This window comes from Thermus sp. H19.2 (assembly GCF_054979525.1).
This window is the reverse complement of the sequence record NZ_CM143429.1, coordinates 1497485-1519267: the sequence shown is the minus strand read 5'-3', so window position 1 is coordinate 1519267 and position 21783 is coordinate 1497485. Positions and strand designations below refer to the sequence as shown.

19 protein-coding genes and 2 pseudogenes are annotated in these 21783 nt (G+C 67.4%); 10 read left to right on the top strand and 11 right to left on the bottom strand.

The window, feature by feature from the left end:
- The first annotated feature begins 70 nt into the window (after positions 1–70).
- From ACY5J6_RS08260 to ACY5J6_RS08245, 4 genes and pseudogenes are all read left to right on the top strand, one after another.
- Positions 71–1198: a TIGR04053 family radical SAM/SPASM domain-containing protein gene (locus ACY5J6_RS08260; protein ID WP_462844505.1), complete on the top strand. Its 1128-nt coding sequence runs from the start codon at positions 71–73 to the stop codon at positions 1196–1198.
- A 5-nt stretch (positions 1199–1203) separates the two neighbouring features.
- The gene (locus ACY5J6_RS08255; RefSeq protein ID WP_462844504.1) at positions 1204–1644 is read left to right on the top strand and encodes a c-type cytochrome; all 441 of its coding nucleotides are present in this window, start codon (positions 1204–1206) and stop codon (positions 1642–1644) included.
- A gap of 85 nt (positions 1645–1729) precedes the next feature.
- The gene (coxB, locus tag ACY5J6_RS08250; protein ID WP_462844503.1) at positions 1730–2773 is read left to right on the top strand and encodes a cytochrome c oxidase subunit II; all 1044 of its coding nucleotides are present in this window, start codon (positions 1730–1732) and stop codon (positions 2771–2773) included.
- Between the two features lie 13 nt (positions 2774–2786).
- A pseudogene (locus ACY5J6_RS08245) lies at positions 2787–5163 on the top strand (cbb3-type cytochrome c oxidase subunit I).
- On the opposite strand, the gene ACY5J6_RS08240 reads toward ACY5J6_RS08245, so the two are convergent.
- Together ACY5J6_RS08240 and ACY5J6_RS08235 are read right to left on the bottom strand one after the other, a co-directional pair.
- Entirely contained in the window at positions 5151–5699 is a 549-nt protein-coding gene (locus tag ACY5J6_RS08240) for a MarR family winged helix-turn-helix transcriptional regulator (RefSeq protein ID WP_462844502.1), read from the bottom strand. The pseudogene ACY5J6_RS08245 and the gene ACY5J6_RS08240 sit on opposite strands and share 13 nt — an antisense overlap.
- A gap of 9 nt (positions 5700–5708) precedes the next feature.
- Positions 5709–6182, bottom strand: coding sequence for a cytochrome P460 family protein (locus tag ACY5J6_RS08235; RefSeq protein WP_462844501.1), 474 nt, complete (start codon positions 6180–6182; stop codon positions 5709–5711).
- A gap of 244 nt (positions 6183–6426) precedes the next feature.
- Here ACY5J6_RS08235 and msrA point away from each other — a divergent pair, with 244 nt between their 5' ends.
- Positions 6427–6963 (top strand): peptide-methionine (S)-S-oxide reductase MsrA, encoded by a 537-nt coding sequence (gene msrA / locus ACY5J6_RS08230; RefSeq protein WP_462844500.1) that lies wholly within the window; start codon positions 6427–6429, stop codon positions 6961–6963.
- Here the strand turns inward: msrA and ACY5J6_RS08225 are convergent.
- The 4 genes from ACY5J6_RS08225 to ACY5J6_RS08210 form a co-directional block, all read right to left on the bottom strand.
- Positions 6935–7288 (bottom strand): DUF488 domain-containing protein, encoded by a 354-nt coding sequence (locus ACY5J6_RS08225; RefSeq protein ID WP_462844499.1) that lies wholly within the window; start codon positions 7286–7288, stop codon positions 6935–6937. The genes msrA and ACY5J6_RS08225 overlap by 29 nt on opposite strands.
- Before the next feature lie 11 nt (positions 7289–7299).
- Positions 7300–7695 carry a hypothetical protein gene (locus ACY5J6_RS08220; protein ID WP_462844498.1) on the bottom strand — a complete coding sequence of 132 codons (396 nt, stop codon included), beginning with the start codon at positions 7693–7695 and terminating at the stop codon, positions 7300–7302.
- A gap of 166 nt (positions 7696–7861) precedes the next feature.
- The gene (locus ACY5J6_RS08215) at positions 7862–8308 is read right to left on the bottom strand and encodes a type II toxin-antitoxin system VapC family toxin (protein WP_011229164.1); all 447 of its coding nucleotides are present in this window, start codon (positions 8306–8308) and stop codon (positions 7862–7864) included.
- Positions 8305–8595 (bottom strand): ribbon-helix-helix protein, CopG family, encoded by a 291-nt coding sequence (locus ACY5J6_RS08210; protein WP_054638593.1) that lies wholly within the window; start codon positions 8593–8595, stop codon positions 8305–8307. The genes ACY5J6_RS08215 and ACY5J6_RS08210 overlap by 4 nt, the downstream gene beginning before the upstream one ends.
- Before the next feature lie 231 nt (positions 8596–8826).
- Here ACY5J6_RS08210 and ACY5J6_RS08205 point away from each other — a divergent pair, with 231 nt between their 5' ends.
- Both ACY5J6_RS08205 and ACY5J6_RS08200 read left to right on the top strand, forming a co-directional pair.
- Complete coding sequence (locus ACY5J6_RS08205) at positions 8827–10413, top strand: IS200/IS605 family accessory protein TnpB-related protein (protein ID WP_462844497.1); 1587 nt, start codon at positions 8827–8829, stop codon at positions 10411–10413.
- Positions 10414–10424: 11 nt separating this feature from the next.
- Positions 10425–10684: pseudogene (locus ACY5J6_RS08200) on the top strand (indolepyruvate ferredoxin oxidoreductase subunit alpha).
- Here ACY5J6_RS08200 and ACY5J6_RS08195 read toward each other — a convergent pair.
- The 5 genes from ACY5J6_RS08195 to ACY5J6_RS08175 all read right to left on the bottom strand — a co-directional run bounded on the left by ACY5J6_RS08195 (position 10681) and on the right by ACY5J6_RS08175 (position 15749).
- Positions 10681–10899, bottom strand: a complete 219-nt coding sequence (locus tag ACY5J6_RS08195; RefSeq protein WP_462844496.1) for a hypothetical protein — start codon at positions 10897–10899, stop codon at positions 10681–10683. The pseudogene ACY5J6_RS08200 and the gene ACY5J6_RS08195 sit on opposite strands and share 4 nt — an antisense overlap.
- Positions 10896–12974, bottom strand: a complete 2079-nt coding sequence (gene feoB, locus ACY5J6_RS08190; RefSeq protein ID WP_462844495.1) for a ferrous iron transport protein B — start codon at positions 12972–12974, stop codon at positions 10896–10898. Before feoB ends, ACY5J6_RS08195 begins: the two co-directional genes overlap by 4 nt.
- The gene (locus ACY5J6_RS08185; RefSeq protein ID WP_462846509.1) at positions 12971–13204 is read right to left on the bottom strand and encodes a FeoA family protein; all 234 of its coding nucleotides are present in this window, start codon (positions 13202–13204) and stop codon (positions 12971–12973) included. The genes feoB and ACY5J6_RS08185 overlap by 4 nt, the downstream gene beginning before the upstream one ends.
- Before the next feature lie 80 nt (positions 13205–13284).
- Positions 13285–13941, bottom strand: coding sequence for a Crp/Fnr family transcriptional regulator (locus ACY5J6_RS08180; RefSeq protein WP_462844494.1), 657 nt, complete (start codon positions 13939–13941; stop codon positions 13285–13287).
- Between the two features lie 2 nt (positions 13942–13943).
- Complete coding sequence (locus tag ACY5J6_RS08175) at positions 13944–15749, bottom strand: GAF domain-containing protein (RefSeq protein ID WP_462844493.1); 1806 nt, start codon at positions 15747–15749, stop codon at positions 13944–13946.
- 96 nt (positions 15750–15845) lie between these two features.
- Between ACY5J6_RS08175 and ACY5J6_RS08170 the strand changes: the two genes are divergently transcribed.
- Genes ACY5J6_RS08170 through narH form a run of 3 tightly spaced genes read left to right on the top strand, consistent with a single transcriptional unit; the run spans position 15846 to position 21780 of the window.
- Complete coding sequence (locus ACY5J6_RS08170) at positions 15846–16640, top strand: c-type cytochrome (RefSeq protein WP_462844492.1); 795 nt, start codon at positions 15846–15848, stop codon at positions 16638–16640.
- Between the two features lie 2 nt (positions 16641–16642).
- Positions 16643–20233, top strand: coding sequence for a nitrate reductase subunit alpha (locus ACY5J6_RS08165; RefSeq protein ID WP_462844491.1), 3591 nt, complete (start codon positions 16643–16645; stop codon positions 20231–20233).
- 11 nt (positions 20234–20244) lie between these two features.
- On the top strand, positions 20245–21780 hold the full coding sequence (gene narH, locus ACY5J6_RS08160; protein WP_462844490.1) for a nitrate reductase subunit beta: 1536 nt from the start codon (positions 20245–20247) through the stop codon (positions 21778–21780).
- Positions 21781–21783 lie beyond the last annotated feature (3 nt).

Here is a 21783-nt window from a genome sequence, read left to right as displayed (position 1 = left end):
CCGGGGCAAATCCCCGGCCCCTTGACCCCGGTCATGGAAGCGCGCCCTCGCCCGCTTGGAGGATAACCCCATGGAGCGTCCCGACTTCGCCCGCTACCCCTACCTGGTGGCCTGGGAGGTGACGAACGCCTGCCTCCTCGCCTGCCGGCACTGCCGGGCCTCGGCCATGCCTCACCCCCTTCCCGGGGAGCTTTCCACCGAGGAGGGCTTAAGGCTCATAGAGGAGGTGGCCACCTACCGCCCGAAGCCCCTCCTCCTTCTCACCGGGGGGGATCCTTTGGCCCGGGAGGACCTTTTTCTCCTCATTGAACGCGCCCGGACCCTGGGCCTCAAGGTGGGCCTCACCCCTGCGGCCACCCCCCTCCTCACCCGGGAGAGGGTCTTCCGCCTAAAGGAGGCGGGGGTGACCCGGCTCGCCCTCTCCCTGGACGGGGCGAGCCCCGAAAGCCACGACGCCTTCCGGGGAGAGGCGGGGACCTTCCAGAGGACCCTCGAGGCCCTCTCCTGGGCCCGGGAGGCGGGGCTTCCCACCCAGGTGAACACCACCGTCACCCGGGAGAACTGGCCGGAGATCCAGGCCCTCCCCGACCTCCTGGCGGAGAAGGGGGTGGTCCTGTGGAGCCTCTTCTTCCTGGTGCCGGTGGGCCGGGGGGCGCTTCTTAGGCAGCTTTCCGCCAAGGGGTTTGAGGAGGTCCTCCACTGGCTTTACGAGGTCTCCAAGGCGTATCCCTTCCACGTGAAGACCACGGAGGCCCACCACTTCCGCCGGGTGGTGCTGCAACGGCGCAAGGAGGAGGGTGGGCAAGACCGGGCCCTGGCGGCGGGGGAGAGCCTCTACCGGGAGTACTTCCAAGACGGCATGGAGCACTCCCGCCTGGGGGTCACGGACGGGAACGGCTTCGTCTTCGTCTCCGCCACCGGGGACGTGGCCCCTTCAGGGTTTTTGCCGGTCTACGCCGGGAACGTCCGGGAAAAACCCCTTCTGGAGATCTACCGGAATAGCCTCCTCTTCCAGGAGCTCCGGAACAAGGACCTTCTCAAGGGGAAGTGCGGGGTGTGCGAGTACCGCTACGTCTGCGGGGGAAGCCGGGCCCGGGCCTGGGCGGAGACCGGGGACTACCTGCAAAGCGAACCCCGGTGCGCCTACGTGTCCCCGGCCTGGCTGGAGAAGGCGGGGAAGCGGGCGATCGGGAGGTGAAGGGCATGGCGCGGAAGAAGCTTTGGGTCGGCGCGCTTGCGGCTTTGGGCTTTCTGGGCCTGGCCTTGGCCCAGGACGGGGCGAAGCTCTACAGCCAGCACTGCTCAAGCTGCCATCAGCCTATGGGGCTCGGGGTTCCCGGCGCTTTCCCCAGCCTTAAGGGCCTGGACCAGCTGGCCGAGACGGACGGGGGGCGCGTCTACCTGATCCGCGCGGTCCTCTTCGGCCTGCAGGGACCCTTGAAGGTGGGGAGCGCCACGTACAACGGCCTTATGCTGGCGTTCGGCCAGCAGCTCTCCGACGCGCAGGTGGCGGCCCTTCTCAACCACGTCCTCTCCTCCTTCGGCAACAAGAACCCGAGGCCGATCGCGCCCGAGGAGGTCAAGAAGGCCCGGGCGAACCCCCTGAAGCCCCAGGATGTCCTAAAGGAAAGGCCTCCTCGCTGACCCTATTCTTTACCCCCGCCCTAGGGCCGGGGCAGGCATGACCTAGGTCATGGCGCGGGTCAGGAGGACCCTTTAGCTTCAGGCTATGCTTAAGGCCAGGGTCTTTTGTCCCGCGGCCGGAGCGCTCCTTTCCCTCCTCTTTCTCTTCGGCCCGGCCTTGGCCCGAACCGTCACCATCCTGGATTCCTCGAGCGCTTTCGGCCTCGAGGTGCGGCGGCTTTTCCTCATCGTCTTGGCCCTTGCCTTTCTCATCGTGTTCGTGGTCTACGGGGCGCTGGTCTGGAGCGTATACCGCTACCGCACCCGAGGAGAGGCGTTCCGGGTGGAATACCAGGCCTCTACCCTGAGGGGCAACGAGCGGCTGGAGATAATCTGGACGGTGATCCCCCTCCTCATGGTTCTCTTCCTCTTCGGGGTTACGGTGGAGAGCCTGGTGACCCGCGTCCTGCCCGCCGGGGCCTACCGGGTGGAGGTGGAGGCGCGCCAGTACTTCTGGAATTTCACCTATCCCGAAGGCTTTCGCACCAGCAACGAGCTGGTGATCCCGGTGGAGCGGCGGGTGGAGGTGGCGGGCACAGCGGCCGATGTTCTCCACGCCTTCTGGGCCCCCAACCTGGGTCCCGATGTGGACCTGATCCCCGGCCAGGTTAACCGGACCTTCATCCAGGCCCGCCGCCCCGGGCGCTACCTGGGGGAGTGCAACCAGCTCTGCGGCCCCGGCCACGCCCGCATGCTCTTCCGGGTGATCGTCCTGCCGGGGGCCGAGTACGCCCGCTTCGTGAAGGCGGCCCAGACCTTCAAGCCATCCGCCGCCACGCCCCTGGCCCGGCAGGGGGAGGTCCTTTTCCGGCAGAACTGCGCCGCTTGCCATCGGGTGGAGGGGGTGAGCCAAGGGACGATAGGCCCTGACTTGACCCTCTTCGGCCTGCGGACCACCCTGGGCGCAGGCTTCCTGCCCAATACCCGGGCGAACCTGGAGGCCTGGATCCAAAACGCCCCCGCCCTTAAGCTGGGGGTGCGTATGCCCCCCTTTCCCCACCTGACCCCTCAGGACCTCGAGGCCCTGGCGGCCTACCTGGAGGGCCTAAAGCCTGGGGGCCTGGATTTTAGCACCCTCCCCGAGCGCTAGGAGGTGCAAGGATATGGCGGTAGCGGCAAAGCCCAAGGCGACCCTCTGGTCCTGGATCTGGGACCTCCTGACCACCGTGGACCACAAGAAGGTTGGGCTCATGTACCTTTTCGTCTCCCTGGTGGCCTTTGCGGTGGCGGGGGTCTTAGCGGTCCTGATCCGCGTGCAGCTGGCGGTGCCGGAGAACCGTTTCCTGAGCGCCGAGACCTACAACGAGATCGTCACCCTGCACGGGGCCACCATGCTCTTCTTCTTTATCATCCAGGCCGGTCTCGCAGGTCTCGGCAACTTCCTCGTCCCCCTGATGCTGGGGGAGCGGGACGTGGCCTTGCCCCGGGTCAACGCCTTTAGCTTTTGGGCCTTTTTGGGAGCGGTGATCCTGGTCTATATCTCCTACCTCTTCGGGGGTGCGCCCGCCGCGGGCTGGACCTACTACTACCCCCCTCTCGGCCCGGCCGGAAGGCGGCGGGGTCAACTTCTACGCTTCCAGCATCCTCCTTTTGGGGATCTCCTCCCTCCTTTCCGGGGCCAACTTCCTGGCCACCATCTACAACCTGCGGGCCAAGGGGATGGGCCTTTGGCGGATGCCCATCTACGTGTGGAGCGTATTCGCGGCCAGCATCCTCAATCTCTTCACCCTGGCCGGCCTCACGGTCTCTACGCTTCTGGTCTTTCTGGAGCGGAAGCTCGGCCTCTCCTGGTTCAACCCGGGGATCGGGGGGGACCCCGTCCTCTTCCAGCAGTTCTTCTGGTTCTACTCCCACCCCACGGTCTACGTGATGCTCCTGCCCTATCTGGGGATCCTGGCCGAGGTGGCCTCCACCTTCGCCCGGAAGCCCCTCTTTGGCTACCGCTTCATGGTGTACGCCCAGGTGGGCATCGTGGTCCTCTCCAGCATGGTCTGGGCCCACCACATGTTCACCGTGGGGGAGAGCGCGATCTTCCAAGTCGCCTTTGCCTTCTTCACCGCCCTCATCGCCGTGCCCACGGGGGTGAAGATCTTCAACATCCTGGGCACCCTGTGGCGGGGGGCGCTTCACTTCCGCACGCCCCTCTACTGGGTCATCGGCTTTGTGGTCAACTTTGTGGTGGGGGGCATCACCGGGGTTACGCTTTCCATCATTCCCTTTGACTACGCGGTGCACAACTCCTACTACCTCATCGCCCACTTCCACAACGTCCTCATGGCCGGTAGCGCCTTTGGCTTCTTCGCCGGGCTTTATTACTGGTGGCCTAAGCTCACCGGCCGCATGTACGATGAGCGGCTGGGCAAGCTCCACTTTTGGCTTTTTGAAATAGGCTTCTGGACCACCTTCTTACCCCAGTACCTCCTGGGGATTTTCGGCATGCCCCGCCGCTACTACACCTACCCGATGGGCAACCATCTCTGGGCGGAGCTGAACCTCACCTCTACCGTAGGGGCCTTCCTCCTTCTTCTCGGGGGGCTCGTCTGGGTCTACGCGATGTGGCAGAGCCTCAGCCGCGGGGCGAAGACTCCGGCGAATCCTTGGGGGGCCTGGACCCTAGAGTGGGCGGCGGACTCCCCCCCTAAGGCGTACAACTTTGCCGTGGCCTTTCCGGAGACCTTCCCTTCGGAGCGGCCTCTTTTTGACTGGGCCCGCCTGGGCCTGGCCCCGAGGCCCCTAGACCCTGCGGCCATTCCCCTGCCTAGCGCCACTCCCTGGCCTTTTCTGGCGGCGCTCTTCCTCTTCGGCTTCTTCTTCTTTGCCGCTATGGAGCCCTGGCCCGGTGCCGGAATGGGCGTGTCTCTCCTTCTCTTCCTCTATGCCCTTGTCCGCTGGGCCCTTACCCCGGAGTACGCCGTAGAGCACCATCCCCACACCGTTACCGGCAAGTCCAACGCCTGGATGGGGATGGCCTGGTTCATCGTCTCCGAGGTGAGCCTCTTCGCCATCCTATTCGCCGGGTACCTCTACCTCCGCCTCTCCGGCCACGCGGCGCCTCCCGCCGAAAGGCCTCCCCTGTGGCTCGCCCTCCTCAACACCTTCTTCCTGGTGAGCTCCTCCTTCACCGTGCACTTCGCCCACCACGACCTTAGGCGGGGCCGCCTCAGCCCCTTTCGCTTCGGCCTTCTCGTCACCCTCCTGCTAGGGGCCCTCTTCTTCCTGATCCAGCTTTACGAGTTCGCCCACTTCTACCGGGCGGTAAGCTGGCAGGAGAACCTTTGGACGGGGCTCTTCTTCACCGTGGTGGGCCTTCACGGCCTGCACATTCTCATCGGTGGGACCGGCCTCGCTCTGGCCTATTTCCAGGCCCTTAAGGGCAGGATCACCCCGCACAGCCACGGCACCCTCGAGGCCGCCAGCATCTACTGGCACCTGGTGGACGCCGTTTGGCTGGTCATCGTCACCCTCTTCTACCTCTGGTAAGGCGTGTGGTCCGGGCAGGCGAGGCGTAGGTCCGAAGGCGCCAGGGGGATCTGGAGGAGGGCGCAGAAAAAGCCTTCTTCCCGCCTCAGGTGGCGGCAGGTGAGGCAGAGGCCGGTCTCCGCCATCACCCCCTGGCGCACCAAGGAGGCGAGGAGGGCCATGAGGCCCGGGAGGAGGCCTTCCTGGTCCTCCACGGCGTCCAGGGCCCTTTGCAGGGGCTTGGCGTAGTGCCTCAGGGCTTCGGCGAGCGCCTGGCCCCGTTCCGTGGGCTTTAAGGTCCAACGCCTTAGGTCCTCGGGGTCCCGAGCCTTGTGAAGGAGCCCCTTCCGCTCCAGGGCGGCCAGGGCCCCGCTCACCGTGGCCGGGGTGAGGGCGAGGAGGGCGGCGAGGTCCACCACCCCGGCCGGGCGCTCCGCCAGGTGGAGGAGGAGGCTTGCCTGGGTGGCGGTGAGGCCCAGGCGGTGGGCTTCCCGGGTGAGGAGGGCCCTTTCCGCCTGGGCCAGGCGTTCCAGGAGGGCGAGGAGCTTCTCCTCCACCCCTCTAGCTTAGGGCCGGAAGGCGCTGAAGACGTAGTCGGTGTTCGCCGCCCCCTGGTGGCAGGCGTGGCAGGCCTTGGGGTCTATGGCCAGGGGCTTCTTGTCGGGGCCGAAGGCGTAGTAGCCCCAGCCCCCCGTGTCGCGGTAGCGCCCAGGGTCTTTCACCATGACGCCGATGAGCTTCCTTGGGCCCTCGAGGAGGGCGTTGGCTTCGGTCTTGGCCTCGAGGAGGTCAAAGACGATGACCGTGCCCTTGGGGAAGGGGGTCTTCTTCCCCTCCAGATAGGTCTTTAGGCCCACGGGGTTCACGTAGATGTGGTGGAGCCCCCCGAAGCTCTCGTAGAGGGGGTGGCCGGGCTTGAGCTCCATGCTCTTCACGTGGGTCCAGAGCCGGTAGCCCTCGGGATAGGGAAAGCCGTTCCCGCCGTACTGGGCCAAGGCCAGTACCGCAAAAGCTATAAGGGTCAGTCCCATCCGCTTCATCCCTACCTCCTTAGGACTCCTAAATATTAGACCCCGATCCCCGTTCCTGTCAAGCCCCCAGGCGCGCACCGGCTAAGTGCCCGCACTTTGGTTTCGCGACATGGGATGCCCTTTTTTGGGGCCCCTACCTCGGCGAAAGCCGCGGTGGGGTACTTAAAGCACCTTCCTCGGGCTCCTTCTCTTGCCCTCGCCCTTTGTGGCGGGGGTCAGCCCCTTGGCCCCCTCCTCCGGGTAACCTGAGGCTATGCCTGAAGAGATCGCCACCCTGGCGGGCGGGTGCTTCTGGTGCACGGAGGCGGCCTTCAAGCTCCTTCGGGGGGTCTTGGAGGTGGTGCCGGGCTACGCCGGGGGGCACGTGCCCCATCCCACCTACGAGGAAGTCTGCACCGGGACCACGGGCCACCGCGAGGCGGTGCAGGTGCGCTTTGACCCGGAGGTGCTCCCCTACGCCGACCTCCTCCGCTACTTCTTCGCCGTGCACGACCCCACCAGCGAGGACCGGCAGGGGCCCGACGTGGGGCCTCAGTACAGCCCCGCCATCTTCTACCACTCGGAAGCGCAAAGGCGGGTGGCGGAGGCGGTGATGCAGGAACTCGCCCCCCTCTACCCTAAGCCCATCGCCACCAAGCTCCTCCCCTTCACCACCTTCTACCCCGCCGAGGACTACCACCGGGACTACTTTGCCCGCCACCCCGAGGCCCCCTACTGCCGCTTCGTCATCGCCCCCAAGCTGGAGAAGGCGAAGAAGGCGTTCAAACCCCTCCTTCGCCCTCCAGGATAGCCAAGAGGGCCTGGGCGTTGTTGTAGCGCGTCTCCTTGGCGCCGAAGAGAAGGGACACCGTGCCCTCTTCCCCCAGGGCCTTAAGCCGCGCCAGGGCGGGGTTTCCCTTGAGCTCTTCCCGGTAGCGGCGGACGAACTCCGGGTACTTTCCGGGGTCGTGGGCGAACCAGCGCCTTAGGACGTCGGAGGGGGCGAGCTCCTTGGCCCACCAATCCACCCGCGCCTTCTCCTTGGAAAGCCCCCGGGGCCAGAGCCGGTCCAAAAGGACCCGAAAGCCGTCCTCGGGGGAAGGGGGATCGTAGACCCGCTTGGCACGGAAGGGCATACCCCACCCCTTCAGAACCAGTCCGCCTCCGGCAGGACGCACTCCGGGCACTGGGCCTCTATAAACCGGATCCAGTCCAGAATCTCCTCCGCGTCCCGTATAGGGCCCAGGTGGTAGACCTCGAGGAAGGCGTCCGCCACCAGGGCGCCCCCTTCGGGGAGGGCGGAGAGGAGGGTTCCTTGCGGGTCCAGGAGGAGGGGGAGGGGGCTGGGCCTTGGGGCCTGGGCCAGGAGGTAAGCCTGGGCCCCCAGGGCCTTGAGCTCCGCCTCCCGCGCCGCCAGGTCCTGGGCCAGGGCCTCGCTCCGCAGGAGGACGAGGGGCCTCCCCTTGAGGTCCGGGAGGTAGACCTTGCCCCCCTCCGGGGTCTTGAGGGCGTAGGGGGGAAGGGGCTTGCGCAGGCGGACCATGCCTTACCCTAGGCGGCTTGCCGCCTGGGCGTCAACGAACGGCCTCACCTTTTCGCACCTGGGAAGGGGCATGGAGTCATACCACCCCATGCTGGCGCAAGCCAGCATGGGGGCCCCAGCAGGGATCCCCGGTGGCAGAGAAACGGACGAAGCCGAAAAAAGGGCATCACACCCGCTTCACCGCCAGACCCTCGGCCTCCCCCGCCCTCGCCTGTTCCTCGTCTGCCGTCCAGAAGGGGAGCTTCCGCGGCTCCACCCCGGCCACCCTGGCCACCACCAGGGCGGTGGCCAGGTGCAAGGCGTCGTAGGCCCGGAGTTTGTGGCGCAGGAGGAGCCTTTTGGCCTCTCGGAGAACAGGGGGCTTCGGGGGCACCAGGCGGTACTGCAGGGCGGCGTGGGCCTCCAGGGCTTCTACGGCCAAGCGCACCTCCTCCGGGGTAAGAACGCCTTGCCGCTCCTTGATGCGGAAGGCGGACACCGCCTCCACCACGGCCAGGGAGCTGGTGAGCACCGCCCGAACCTCCGTGAAGAGGGTCCTCACCTCCTCCGCTCCCGGCTCCTCCGGGTCGTAGCGCTTCACCAGGGCGGAGGTGTCCAGGTAGGGGAGGATCACCGCCCCTCCCGGTCTTCCAGGACCGCTTTGGAGAGCCCGAGCCCGCGCCCGGCCACCTTCCCCAGGTAGCGGCGGTAGGCCTCCTCCATCCGGGTCGGGGTCACGGCCCGCTCGGGGACCTCCAAGAGCCCCTCCTCCGCCAGGGCCAGGAGCAAGGGGGCCTCCTCCTCCGGGAGGAGGTCCAAGGCCAGGCGGAGGATCTCCGCCTCGGTGCGCCCCGTGGCGCGGGCCAGGCGTTTCAGCTTGGCCTCTTCCTCGGGGGTGAGGTAGACCTGCTTGCGCAGCATACAGCGCGATTATACATCACTTCGGCGAGTCCCCCAGGTGTGCCGGTCCCTTGCCTTACCCCTTGACCCCGGTCATGGACCGCGCCCGGCCTCGCCCCCACCCTGGGAGGTGGAGGCGCAAACAGTTGAAAAATAGCCCACAAATCCGCGCACTTCCTCTTTCCCATCCCCAGCTCATCCAAAAGCACAAAACTTCACGGAGGGCGGCGAAAGGGACAGGGGGGAGGTAAAATGAAACCAAGGATGCCCGAGGCCAAAGCCGCCAAGCTCTACCTCGGCGTCCACGCCCGCCTGGTCTTCCCCGACCCCGGGGACGAGAAGGCGGTCCTGGACCTCATGCGCAGGTTCTCCGCCGCGATGAGGTTCGCCTACCAGCGCCTTCTAGAGGGAAAGTCCCGGGAAGAGCTCAAGCGGGCGGACGGCCCCTTGTGCACCCTTTTCCACCTCAACACCCGCTACGCCGACGGGGCCATAGAGAAGGCCAAGGCCCTCCTCGCCTCGGCGGAGGAGCTAGGGAACGACCCCCGCAAGGTGGTCTTCGGGGGGAGGGGACTTTTTGAGCAGCTCAAGCGCAAGCACCTCTCGGGAAAACCCCTGGAACACCTCAAGCGCAGGTGGAAGGAGAAGCGCCGAGGACTTCTCTACACTCAAGGCGACAAGGCCAAAGGGGGCAACCCCCACTTCAAGCTCCGGGTGGAAGACGGGGCGCTGTGGCTCCTCGTCCACCTCGGAGAGGAGGGACGGTCCGCCCGCGCCTTGGTGAAGACCTCCCATCCCCATCTGAAAGCCCTCCTGGAACGGGCTCACACGGCGCTCCCCTACAACGCCGAGCTCACGCTCAAGGACGGGAAGGTCTACGCCCACCTCTCCTGGGGCGAGGCGCTTCCCCCTCCCGTCCACACCAGGGCGAACGGGGTCCTGGGGATAGACGTGAACGGCGACCCCTACCACCTGGCCCTCGCGGTGGTCTCCCCCGACGGGAATCTCCAGCGCTACCTGACCCTCTCCCTGGAGGAGGTGGACCGAGCCCCCACCAAGGGGGCCAAGGAGATCGTCCTCTGGAAGGTGGCCCACCAGGTGGTGGCCCTGGCGGAGGAACACGGCACCGCCCTCGCCACCGAGAGGCTCAAACACCTCAGGAAGTCCCGTAAGGGAGACGGCACCGGACGGCACTTTCGCCGCAAGCAGCACCGCTTCGCCTACCGCTCCCTCCTGGAGAAGGTTCACTCCCTGGCCCATAAGCGGGGGGTGGAGGTGGTGGAGGTGGACCCCCGGGACACCTCCACCATCGGGACGCTCAAGTACGCCCCCCAGCTCCACCTCTCCAAGGACGTGGCCGCCGCCTTCGTGATCGGGAGAAGGGCTCTGGGGTACGAAGAGAAGCTTCCCAAGGGCTACAGAGCTCTTCTCTCCGATGAATCCTTCCTCGCCCACGCCGAGGGGTTCCACCAAAGCCGCCTCCAGGAGCTCAAGAAGCTCAGGGAGGCCGAAAGGAACCCCTACCTCAGGCGGAGGCTTTCCCGAGAGATGGGGAAGGCCAAAGCCGTACTTTCTCTCCTTTTGAGCTTTCGGGGCTCTCCAGGGAGCCAGAAGGGGTCAACCGTTGGGTCAACCGTTGGAAGGAACTCCTTGGGCGCCAATCCCTGGCGGGTCCTGAGGGCAGGCCTCTTCCTTCCTCTCCTCGGGCGCGAGGTGCCGAGGGACCTCTCGCCCCTCAAGCCCGTCCTGCACCTGGCGGGACCGTGGGAGAGGTGGCAGGTAGGCCGAGACCCTCATCCTGGTGGGGGGTCGGCGCGCGGTAATGTGCGCTTTGGCTAACCAGGTGAAGGATGCCCCACGTGATCTGCGAGCCCTGCATCGGCGTGAAGGACAGGATCAGGAGGTCTGCCCGGTGGAGTGCATTTACGACGCCGGGGAGCAGCTTTACATCCACCCCGACGAGTGCATTGACTGCGGGGCCTGCGTGCCCGCCTGCCCGGTGAACGCCATCTACCCCGAGGAGGACGTTCCGGAGCAGTGGAGGATTTACATAGAGAAGAACCGCACCTGGGCCCAGACCCTGCCCAACGTACACGTGCCGGAGGGCTAGCCCAGGCGCACCCAGTAGGGTTCTCTATTCCCTTGGCACGCCCCCCGGAAGGCGCAAAGGCCGCAGGCCGTCCCGCAACCGAGGGGCCGGGCGTAGCCCCGGGCCGCCAGCTGCTGGAGGAGGAGCTCTGCCGTCTTTGGCCTCAGGCCCAGGGCCTGGGCCAGTTGGGAGGCGGTCTTGGGGGTGGCGAGGAGGGCGAGGGCTTCCTGGATCATGGCCAAAGGCGACTGGAGGCGAAGGCCAGAAGGTAGGCCACGAAAAGCTGGTAGGCCACGGCGAACCGAGTCCAGGCCCCTCCCACCACCTGCCTGAGGGCGGTGAGGGTGGCCACGCAGGGGGTGTAGAGGAGGACGAAGACCAGGTAGGCCAGGGCGCCCTGGGGGCTCGCGGCCCCTTTCAGGGCCGCCTGGAGGGGCGTGGGCTCGAGGGCAGGCAGAAGGCTCGGGGGGGCGAGGAGGGCGAAGAGCCCCTGCAGGGTTCCGGTCAAGGCCCCCTCGAGCCCCTGGGCCAGGGCCTGGAGCCCCTGGAGGAACCCCAGGGGGCTTGCGGCCTCGGCCCCCAGAAAGCTCACCCCCAAGGCCCCCACCACCACCTCCTTGGCCACGAAGCCCGGCACCAAGGCGCCCACCAGCCGCCAGTCGCCGAGGCCCAGAGGGGCGAAGAGGGGGGTGAGGGCCTGGGCCAGGAGGGCGTAGGGGGTGGACCCGGCCAAGGGGACGTGGAGCAGGGCCCAGATGAGGAGGACCGCCAGCAGGATGGGCCCCCCGGCCCCCCGCACGAAACTCCCGGTGCGGACCAGGGAGAGGCGGAGAAGAAGCCTAAGGGGAGGGAAGCGGTAAGGGGGAAGCTCCATGGCGCTCTCGCCCGCCCCCGCCTCCAGGGCCCTCCCTAGGAGGAAGGCGGTGAGGAGGCCCGTGGCCAGCCCGAGGAGGTAGAGGCCGAAGACCACCAGGGGGGCGCGCTCGGGGAAGAAGGCGAAGGCGAAGAGGGTGAAGACCGGAAGCCTGGCGCCGCAGGCCAGAAAGGGAATGGCCAGGGCCACCCTAAGCCGGTCCAGGGGGTGGGCGAGGGCCCGGGTGGCGTAAACGGCGGGCACGTTGCACCCGAAACCCAGAACCAAGGGGATGAAGGCCTTGCCGGGAAGGCCTGCCCAGCTCATGATCCGGTCGGCCACGAAGGCCATGCGGGCCAGGAAGCCGGAGGTTTCCAGGAAGGCCAGGGCCAGGTAGAGGAGGAAGAGGACGGGGGTGAAGGAGAGCACCGTGCCTGCACCCGCCACCACCCCTTCCGCTAGGAAGGAGCGGAGAAGGGAAGGGAGGGGAAGGGCGGCAAGCCACCCTGCAAGCACCTCCTGGACCCGGCCCACCAGGTCCACCCAGGGGGCGGAGAGGGCGAAGGTGAAGCGGAAGGCCAGGAACATGGCCAAAAGGAAGAGGGGCAGGCCCAGAAGGGGGTGCAGGACCAGGCGGTCCAGCCTCTCGGTGAGGGAGGGTGGAGCCTCCTTGCGGCGGACGGCGTGGCGGTAAACCTCTTGGGCCCTTTGGTAGCGGGCCTCGAGGGCCAGGAGGTAGGGGTCAAGCCCCTTTGCTAGAAGCCTTTCCCGCTCCTCTTCGGCGCGCCTCTGGGCCTCTTGGGGCAGGGGCACCCCCTCCCCCAGGAGGGCGAGGAGGCCGAGGGCCCGGCGGGCGGGCTGGGGGATGAGGGGCTCCAGGCGGGCCAGGGCTTCTTCCAGGGGAGGGGGGTAGCGCACGGGAGGGTCAGGGACCCGGGCCTCGAGGGCCTTCTCCAAGACGCCCTCCACCCGGCCCCGGCTGGCTATGGCGCCGACCACGGGCAGGCCCAGGGCCTCCTCCAAAGCGGCGAGGTCCACCTCCAAGCCCTTGGCCTCGGCCTCGTCCAGGAGGTTCACCACCAAAGCGGTGGGGAGGGCCAGCTCCATGGCCTCCAGGGCCAGGATCAGGCTCCGCTCCAGGTTGCCCCCGTCCAGGACCAGCAGCAGGCGGTCCGGCGGGTCCAGGAGGAGCTCCTTTAGGACCAGGGCCTCCTCGGGAGAGGTGGGGAGGAGGCTGTAGGTGCCGGGGAGGTCCACCAGCTCCACCCGGGCTTCTCCCAGGCGGAGGTAGGCCGAGAGCCTTTCCAGGGTGGTCCCGGGCCAGTTGCCCACCTCGAGGCTCGCCCCCGCCAAGGCGTTGATGAGGGAGCTCTTCCCCGTGTTGGGGTTGCCCACCAGGGCCCAGCGTTCCTCGCCTTTGAGGACCGGGGTGGCGGCGTCGCAACGGGGGCAACTCATGCTTCCTCCAGGGGCTCCACCAGGACCTGGCGGGCCTCGCTCTCCCTCAGGAGGAGAAAGGCGTCCCCGGCCCGCACCTCCAGGGGATCCCCCAGGGGGGCTCGCAGGAGGACCTCCACCAGGACCCCGGGCCTCAAGCCCAGGGCCAGAAGCCGCCTGCGCTCAGGGGGCACCCGCAGGACGCGGGCACGGGCGCCGGGGGGAAGATGGGCCAGGGAGGGCATGGGCATCACCTAAGGGGGAGGTTATCCCGAAGGGGGGTTAAAGTCAAGTATTCCGGTCGGATTTTATGATTTGCAAATGGTAAGCGTTAGCGTTTGATCAGGCCTTCCAGGGCCCCGGGGTCCGGCACCTCTACCCGCCGCCCCGCGAGGCGGATAAGCCCCTGTCGGTAAAGCTCCCCCAGGTTGCGGGAAACCGCCTCGGGCACCGTGCCCAAAAGGGCGGCGAGCTCGGGGTTGGTGGGCAGGCGGAAGCCCTGCCCCTCTTCGGCGAGCCTTTCCAGGAGGAACTCGCAGAGCCTTTCCCGCACCTCGTGGAAGACCAGACGGTCCAGGAGGTGGAGGAGCTGGCCTTGGCGGCGGGCCAGATAGCGGATCAGGGCCCGGGCCAGGGGGGGTCTTTCCTCCAGGAGTTGGAAAAAGCGGTCCTTGGGAATGGCCAGAACCTCGCTCTCCTCCAGGGCCTCGGCGCTGGCCGGGTAGGTGGGGCGTTCCAGAAAGAGGGCCACCTCGGCCAGGACCCGCCCCGGCCCCTCCACGTGCAGGACCACCTGCTTCCTTCCCTCGGGGTCCAGCTTGTAGACCTTGACAAGCCCCTTCTGCACCACGAAGAGGCCCCGCACGGGCTCCCCTTCCAGGAAGAGGAGTTCGCCTTTGCGCAGGCGCCGGGACCGGGCCTCCGCCGCCAGGGCCTTTAGGTCCTCGGGGGCGAGCTCGCGGAAAAGGGGTATCTGGGCGAGGTCCATCTTCACTCCTTCAGGGCGAGGAGGCGCTTTCGGGCCTCCTCCAGGAGGGGCTCGAGCCTCAGGGCGCGGGCGTAGGCTTCCTTGGCCACCTCCTTGTACCCCAGGGCTTCCGCTAACTCTCCCAGGCGCAGAAGCCCGGAGAGGGCCCTTTCCTGCAGGTAGGCCCGTTCGGCCTCCGCCCACTCCCCGTAGGGATCGTCGCCGAAGAGGGGGCCCTTGTAGAGCTCCAGGGCCTGGCGCAGGGTCTTGAAGGCGGCGAGGCCCTCCTCGAGGTCCGCCTTGCGCATCAGGGCCTCAAAGCGCTCAAAGTCCAGGAAGCGGTTCTCGGGGAGCCTTAGCCGGTAATACTCCCCCTCCCGCTCCACGATCCCCGGCAGGGCCTTGCGCAGGTGGTAGACCAGGGTGTACACCTCCTGCCGGGCCTTTTCCGGAGGGAGTTCGGGGAAGAGGGCTTCGGCGAGGTCTTCGGCGTACAAGGCCCGGTCCTTGTTGGCCAGAAGGAGTTTGAGAAGGCGCCAGGCACCCTGCCTGCCGAAGCGCCTTGGGGTAAGTTCCTGCCCCTGGTAGCGCACCCGGAACTCCCCGAGGGCGTATACCTCCAGCTCGGGGAAGGCCAAGGCCCTCCCCTCCTTGGGGAAGAGCAGGGGGAGGGCCAGCCGCTCCAGCCAGAGGACCGGGGCCGCAGGGCCCGTGGGGGGGCGTGGGGGGCGGGCGTGGAAAAGGGTCTGGACCGCCACCACCTCGCCTCGAGCCCAGAGGGGGAGGCAGATCCGGGGACGGCCCTCGGCCTCGGGGCAGTCGGGGAGACCGTTTTTTAGGCCCACCACCTCCCCGCGCCAGGCGGGGCAGTCCCTCATGGTGCAGGGCGGGGCCCAGCCCAGCTCCACCCAGGGCCCCTCCCGCGCCACCACCCGCACCCCCGTGGCCCCGGCCAGGAGGCGCACCTCCCGCAGGAGGTTGAGGAGGGCCTCGGAGGCCTCGCCCCGGAGGAGGTGCTGGGCGAGGGCCTGCAACCCCACCTCCCCTAGGCGGGTCAGGAGGGTGTAAAGGGCGCTGGCGAAGAGAGGGCCCACGCGGCCGAGGGTATCCAAAAGCGCCTCGTGGTCCACCTGGGGGTTGCGGGAAGCGAGGTTCAGAACGCCGATGAGGCCGTGGGGGAGCTCCAGGGGGTAGCAGACATAGGTCTGGTAGCCCAATTGCTTCACTTTTTGCCTTAGGTAGCGAGGATCCTCCCCCAGGGCGTGGGTGAAGAGGGGCTCGCGCCTCAGGGCCACGATCCCCGGGTAACCTTCCCCCAGCTGGAACCAGGGCCTTTCCAGGAAAGCCTCCCGGTGAAGCCCGTCGTAGGCGGTGAGGATCAGGTGGTGCCCCTCGGGGTCGGCGAGGAAGAGCTCCGCCGCCTCCATGGCCAAGGCCTCCCTCAGGGTCTTGAGGAAGCCCTGGAGGCCCTGGGGGAAGCCCTCGGGGTGGCGAAGGAGGTGCTGGGAGAGGCGGGAAAGCTCCAGCAACAGGTCCGGCGGTTCGCCCCTCTCCGGGTGGAGTTCCACCAGGAACCCCCCGTTTTCCGGATAGCCCTGGCAACGAAGGCGCCGCCCCTTGAGGAGGAGGGGGGTGGAGGCCCGGTAGGCCCCCCGCTTCAGTTCCCGGAGCACCGGGCAGCGGACGCAAAGCGGCCTGCCAAAGGGGTCCTGGCCTTGAACCAGATCGGCGCAGGGGAGGTTTGTCCCTTCCAGGCCCAAGGAGGGGTCGGCCTCAACCTCCCGAACCAGGCCCCTTTTGTCCAGGCGCATCCGGGCCAAGGGCTTCATCTGCCCTAAGCCTAAGAGGTTTCTTTTAGGACAGATGTCCCGGGCCCGGAAAGCCCTTGCCAGGGCCTCTCTCCAGACTGGGGACCGGAGGTGAGGATGCAGGGAAAAAGGATCCTTCCCCTAGCCTTGGCCCTTCTTCTGGGATGGACCTTCGCCCAGGAGGGAAAGGCCCTCTACCAAACGCACTGCGCCGCCTGCCACGGAGCCGAGGCCCAGGGCATCCCGGGGGCCATCCCCCCCTTGGCGGGAAACCCCAGGGTCCAGGACGAGGCCTATGTGCTCAAGGTGGTGCGGGAGGGGCTTTCTGGGCCTTTGGAGGTGAGAGGGGCCACCTACCAGGGCGTCATGCCCCCCCTGCCCCAGGTCTCCGAGGCCGAGGCCCGGGCCGTCGCCCAGTACCTGAAGGGGTTGGGCGGGACAGCCGCCGAGGCGGCCGCCCCGGCCCCCAAGGTCCAGGGGGACCCCGCCTTGGGAAGGGCCCTCTACCTGGGCCAGAAGGCCCTCAAGAACGGCGGGGCGCCCTGCCAGGCCTGCCACACCGTGGCCGGGGTGGGCTTTTTCGGGGGCGGTTCTTTGGGCAAGGACCTAACCGACGCCGCCAAGCGCCTGGGCGGGGAGGCGGGCCTCGCCGCCCTCCTGGAAAACCCCGCCTTCCCGGTGATGCGGGAGGCCTACAAGGGGAAGCCCCTGACCAAGGAGGAAGCGAGCGCTATCGCCGCCTTCCTGGTGGAGGTCTCCCAGAAGGCCCCCAGACCCCCTTCCTTGTACCTATGGCGCTTCTTGGTGGCGGGCCTAGCGCTCATGGCCCTTTTCCTGCTCTACCAGGCGGCCCTTTGGCAGTTGCGTCCCAGAAGCCTTGCGGAGAGGATCCGCGCCCAGCTTAGGAGGTGAACATGCGGGACTGGATCAAGGAGATAGAAAGCCCGGCAGAGCGGAAGTGGGAGGAGTTCTACCGCAACCGCTTCCAGCACGACAAGCGGGTGCGCACCACCCACGGGGTGAACTGCACCGGCTCCTGCTCCTGGGAGGTCTTCGTCAAGGACGGGATCGTCACCTGGGAGCTCCAGGCCACGGACTACCCGAGCCTCGAGGCGGGCCTCCCCCCCTACGAGCCCCGGGGGTGCCAGCGGGGCATCAGCTTCAGCTGGTACCTCTATAGCCCCATCCGGGTGAAGTACCCCTACGCCAAGGGGGCCCTCCTGGACCTCTGGCGGGAGGCCAAGGCCAAGCACCCAGACCCCGTGGCCGCCTGGGAGGCCATCCAGAACGACCCCCACAAGCGCAAGCGCTACCAGAAGGCAAGGGGTAAGGGGGGCTTCCGCCGGGCGAGCTGGGACGAGGTCCTGGAGCTCATCGCCGCCGCCGTGGTGTCCACGGTGAAGCGCTACGGCCCGGACCGCGTCATCGGTTTCTCGCCCATCCCCGCCATGAGCCAGATCTCCTACGCCGCCGGCAGCCGCTTCCTCTCCCTTTTGGGCGGGGTGCCCATGAGCTTCTACGACTGGTACTGCGACCTGCCCAACGCCTCCCCGGAGATCTGGGGCGAGCAGACCGACGTCCACGAGTCCGCCGACTGGTACAACGCCCGCTTCATCGCCGTCATGGGCTCCAACCTCAACATGACCCGCACCCCCGACACCCACTTCATCGCCGAGGTGCGGCACGCCGGGGCCAAGCTCACCGTCTTCAGCCCCGACTTCTCCCAGGTGTCCAAGTACGCCGACTGGTGGATCCCCATCCACCCCGGCCAGGACGGGGCCTTCTGGATGGCGGTGAACCACGTCCTCCTCAAGGAGTTCTACGCCGAGCGGGAGGTGCCCTACTTCCAGGACTACCTGAAGCGCTACACCGACGCCCCCTTCCTGGTGGAGATCAAGGACGGCCGCCCGGGGCGCTACCTGAGGGCGAGCCGCCTCGCCGGGTACGCCGAGGAGGAAAACGGCGACTTCAAGCTCCTCATCTTTGACGAGGCCAAGGGTCCGAGGATGCCCATGGGAACCCTGGGCTTCCGCTGGCAGAAGGAGAAGGGGAAGTGGAACCTGAAGCTGGAAGACCCCAGGACCGGGGAGCCCCTAAACCCCCGCTTAAGCCTTCTCGGGGTGGAGGACGAGGTGGCCCTGGTGGAGTTTGACGACTTCGCCTCGGACCGGAAGCTCAGGCGGGGGGTGCCGGTCAAGTACGTGGCCACCAAGGACGGGGAGAGGGTCGCCGTGGCCACGGTCTTTGACCTCCTCATGGCCCAGTTCGGGGTGGGCCGGGGCCTTCCCGGGGACTACCCCACTTCCTACGAGGACGACCTCCCCTACACCCCCGCCTGGCAGGAGAAGTGGACCGGGATCCACCGGGACACCCTCCTCAAGTACGCCCGGGCCTGGGGGGAGAACGGCCTCAAGACCAAGGGGAGGAACCTCATCATCATCGGGGCCGGGATCAACCACTGGTACCACAACAACCTCATGTACCGGGCGGGGATCGTGGCCCTCATGCTCACGGGGAGCGTGGGGGTGAACGGGGGCGGCCTCGCCCACTACGTGGGCCAGGAGAAGCTGGCGAACCAGGCCTCCTGGGGGCCCATCGCCTTCGCCACCGACTGGGGCTACCCGCCGAGGCAGCAGAACACCCCGAGCTTCCACTACGTCCACTCCGACCAGTGGCGGTACGAGAAGGGCTTTGCCGCCTACGACAAGACGGCTAAGGGGCTTTCCGACCACACCCTGGACCACCAGGTGCGGGCGGTGCGGAAAGGGTGGCTCCCCTTCTTCCCCCAGTTCCACAAGAGCCCCCTGGAGGTGGTGCGAGAGGCCGAGGCCAAGGGGGCGAAGACCGAGGCCGAAATCGTCCAGCACGTGGTGGAGGCCCTGAAGCGGGGAGAGCTCCGCTTCGCCGTGGAGGACCCCGACGCCCCCGAGAACTGGCCCCGGGTCTGGTTTATCTGGAGGGGGAACGCCATCGGCACCAGCGCTAAGGGACACGAGTACTTCCTCAAGCACTATCTGGGAACCCACACCAACGCCATCGCCGAGGAGGTGGCCGAGGGGCACGTCACGGAGGTGGTCTACAGGAAGCCCGCCCCTGAGGGGAAGCTGGACCTGGTGGTGGACCTGAACTTCCGCATGGACACCAGCGCCCTCTACTCGGACATCGTCCTGCCCGCCGCCACCTGGTACGAGAAGGACGACCTGAACACCACCGACCTCCACACCTTCATCAACCCCCTCCAGGCCGCCGTGCCCCCCGCCTGGGAGTCCAAGCCTGACTGGGAGATCTTCAAGGCCCTCGCCAAGAAGGTTTCCGAGCTCGCCCGGGTCCACCTTCCCAAGCCCGTCAAGGACATCGTCATGATTCCTCTCCAGCACGACACCCCCGACGAGCTCGCCCAGCTCGAGGACCGGGACTGGAAGCGGGGCGAGGTGGAGCCCATCCCCGGCAAGACCATGCCCAAGTTCCGGGTGGTGGAGCGGGACTACACCAAGCTCTACGAGAAGTTCGTCACCCTGGGCCCCACGGTGGAGAAGGTGGGCGTGGGGATGCACGGGCTCACCATCCCCGTGGAGGACTTCTACAAGGAGCTGGCCGAGCGCCAGCCCAGGCGCTACGAGGGGGAGAAGCGGCCTTCCCTCGAGGAGGCCCGCCAGGTGGCCGAGGCCATCCTCCTCCTGGACCCCGTGTCCAACGGGGAGCTTGCCTACCGGGCCTTCCTGGACGAGGAGAAGAAGACCGGGGTGAGGCTTACCGACCTCGCCGAGGGGAACCGCCACGTGCGCATCGCCTTCAAGGACATCGTGGCCCAGCCTCGCCGCCAGCTCACCACCCCCACCTGGAGCGCCATCATCAACCAGGGCCGCGCCTACAGCCCCTACACCTTGAACGTGGAGCGCCTCGTTCCCTGGCGCACCCTCACGGGGAGGCAGCACTTCTACCTGGACCACCCCAACTACCTGGCCTGGGGCGAGCACCTTCCCACCTACAAGCCCCGCCCCGAGGTCTTCATGCTCCAGGAGACGGAGAAGGCGGCCAAGGAGGCCCAGGGCAAGCTTCTGAACTACATCACCCCCCACGGGAAGTGGTCCATCCACTCCACCTACTCGGAGAACCACCGCATGATGACCCTCTCTCGGGGCGGCTACCCCGTCTGGCTCAACGACAAGGACGCCGCCGAGCTCGGCATCCGGGACAACGACTGGGTGGAGCTCTTCAACGACAACGGGGTCTTCGTGCAAAGGGCCATCGTCTCCGCCCGGATCCCCAGGGGCACGGTCTTCGTTTACCACGCCACCGAGCGCACCGTGGGCATCCCCAAGAGCCCCTTGAGGGGCAAGCGGGCGGGGATGAACAACTCCATCACCCGGGCTCGGCTCAAGCCCGTGCTCATGTCGGGCGGCTACGCCCAGTTCACCTACGCCTTCAACTATTGGGGCCCCGTGGGGGTGAACCGGGACACCTGGGTTTACGTGCGCAGGCTGGAGACACCGCCGGAGTGGTAAGGAGGGAACCCATGAAGGTTAGAGCCCACATGTCCATGCTCTTCCACCTGGACAAGTGCATCGGCTGCCACACGTGCTCCATCGCCTGCAAGAACCTCTGGACGGATAGAAAGGGCGCGGAGTACATGTGGTGGAACAACGTGGAAACCCGCCCTGGGGCCGGCTACCCTACGGGCTGGGAGGACCAGGAGCGCTTTAGGGGGGGCTGGGAGTACAAGGACGGCCACCTGGACCTCCGCCTCCACTCCCGCACCCAGGGGCTCCTGCGCCTCTTCTTCAACCCCGCCTTGCCCTCCCTGGACGACTACTACGAGCCCTTCACCTTCCGCTATTCGGACCTCTTTACCGCCCCCGAGGGCGAGGACCAGCCCACGGCCATCCCCGTGTCCATGATCACCGGGGAGCCCATGACCCCAGAGGCCGGCCCCAACTGGGACGACGACCTCGGGGGAAGCCCCCTCTACGCCCAGAACGACCCCAACCTGAAGGCCCTGGACCCCGAGGTGCGGGCCCAGCTTGCGGAGATTGAGGGCGTGGTCTTCCAGTACCTGCCCCGGATCTGCAACCACTGCTTAAACCCCGCCTGCGTGGCCGCCTGTCCCTCGGGGGCCATCTACAAGCGGGCGGAGGACGGGGTGGTCCTGGTCAACGAGAACAAGTGCAAGGCCTGGCGGATGTGCGTGGCCGCCTGCCCTTACAAGAAGGTCTACTACAACTGGGCCACGGGGAAGAGCGAGAAGTGCATCCTCTGCTTCCCCCGGCTGGAGACGGGCCAGGCCCCGGCCTGCGCCCACTCCTGCGTGGGGCGCATCCGCTACATGGGGGTCCTCCTCTACGACGCCGACCGCATCCCCGAGGCGGCCATGGTGCCGGACGAGGAGCTGGTGGCGTCCCAGCTCTCCCTCATCCTGGACCCCTTTGACCCCGAGGTCATCGCCGCCGCCAAGGCCGAGGGGATTGACGAAGGGTGGATCCAGGCCGCCCAGAAGAGCCCCATTTACAAGTTCGTCAAGACCTGGGGGCTGGCCCTTCCCCTCCACCCCGAGTACCGCACCCTGGCCATGATGTTCTACGTCCCACCCCTTTCCCCGGTGGTGGCCACGGTGGAGAAGGCCCTACGCAGTAGCCAAGGGAACGGGGGCCTGGTGCGCCTGGACCTCCCGGAGACGGACCTGGACTTTGAGGTCTACGCGGCCCTGGAGAAGGCCCGCATGCCGGTGAGGTACCTCGCCAACCTCTTCGCCGCGGGCAACGAGGCGCTCATCGTTCCCATTCTCAAGAAGATGCTGGCGGTGCGGATCCTCAAAAGGCAGGAGAGCCTCGAGGGCCGCCCCACGGAGAAGGCCCTCCGGGTCCTGAAGGACGCCGGCCTCACCCTGGAGGAAGCCGAGGCCATCTACCGCCTCACCACCCTGCCCACCCTGGAGGAGCGCTTCGTCCTGCCTCCCTACCACCGGGAGATGGCCGCCGAGGTCTGGAAGGACCCCTTGGCCCACAAGGGGGAGACGGGGCTGGGCTACATCCAGCCGCCCCTGCGCGGGGAGTAGGAG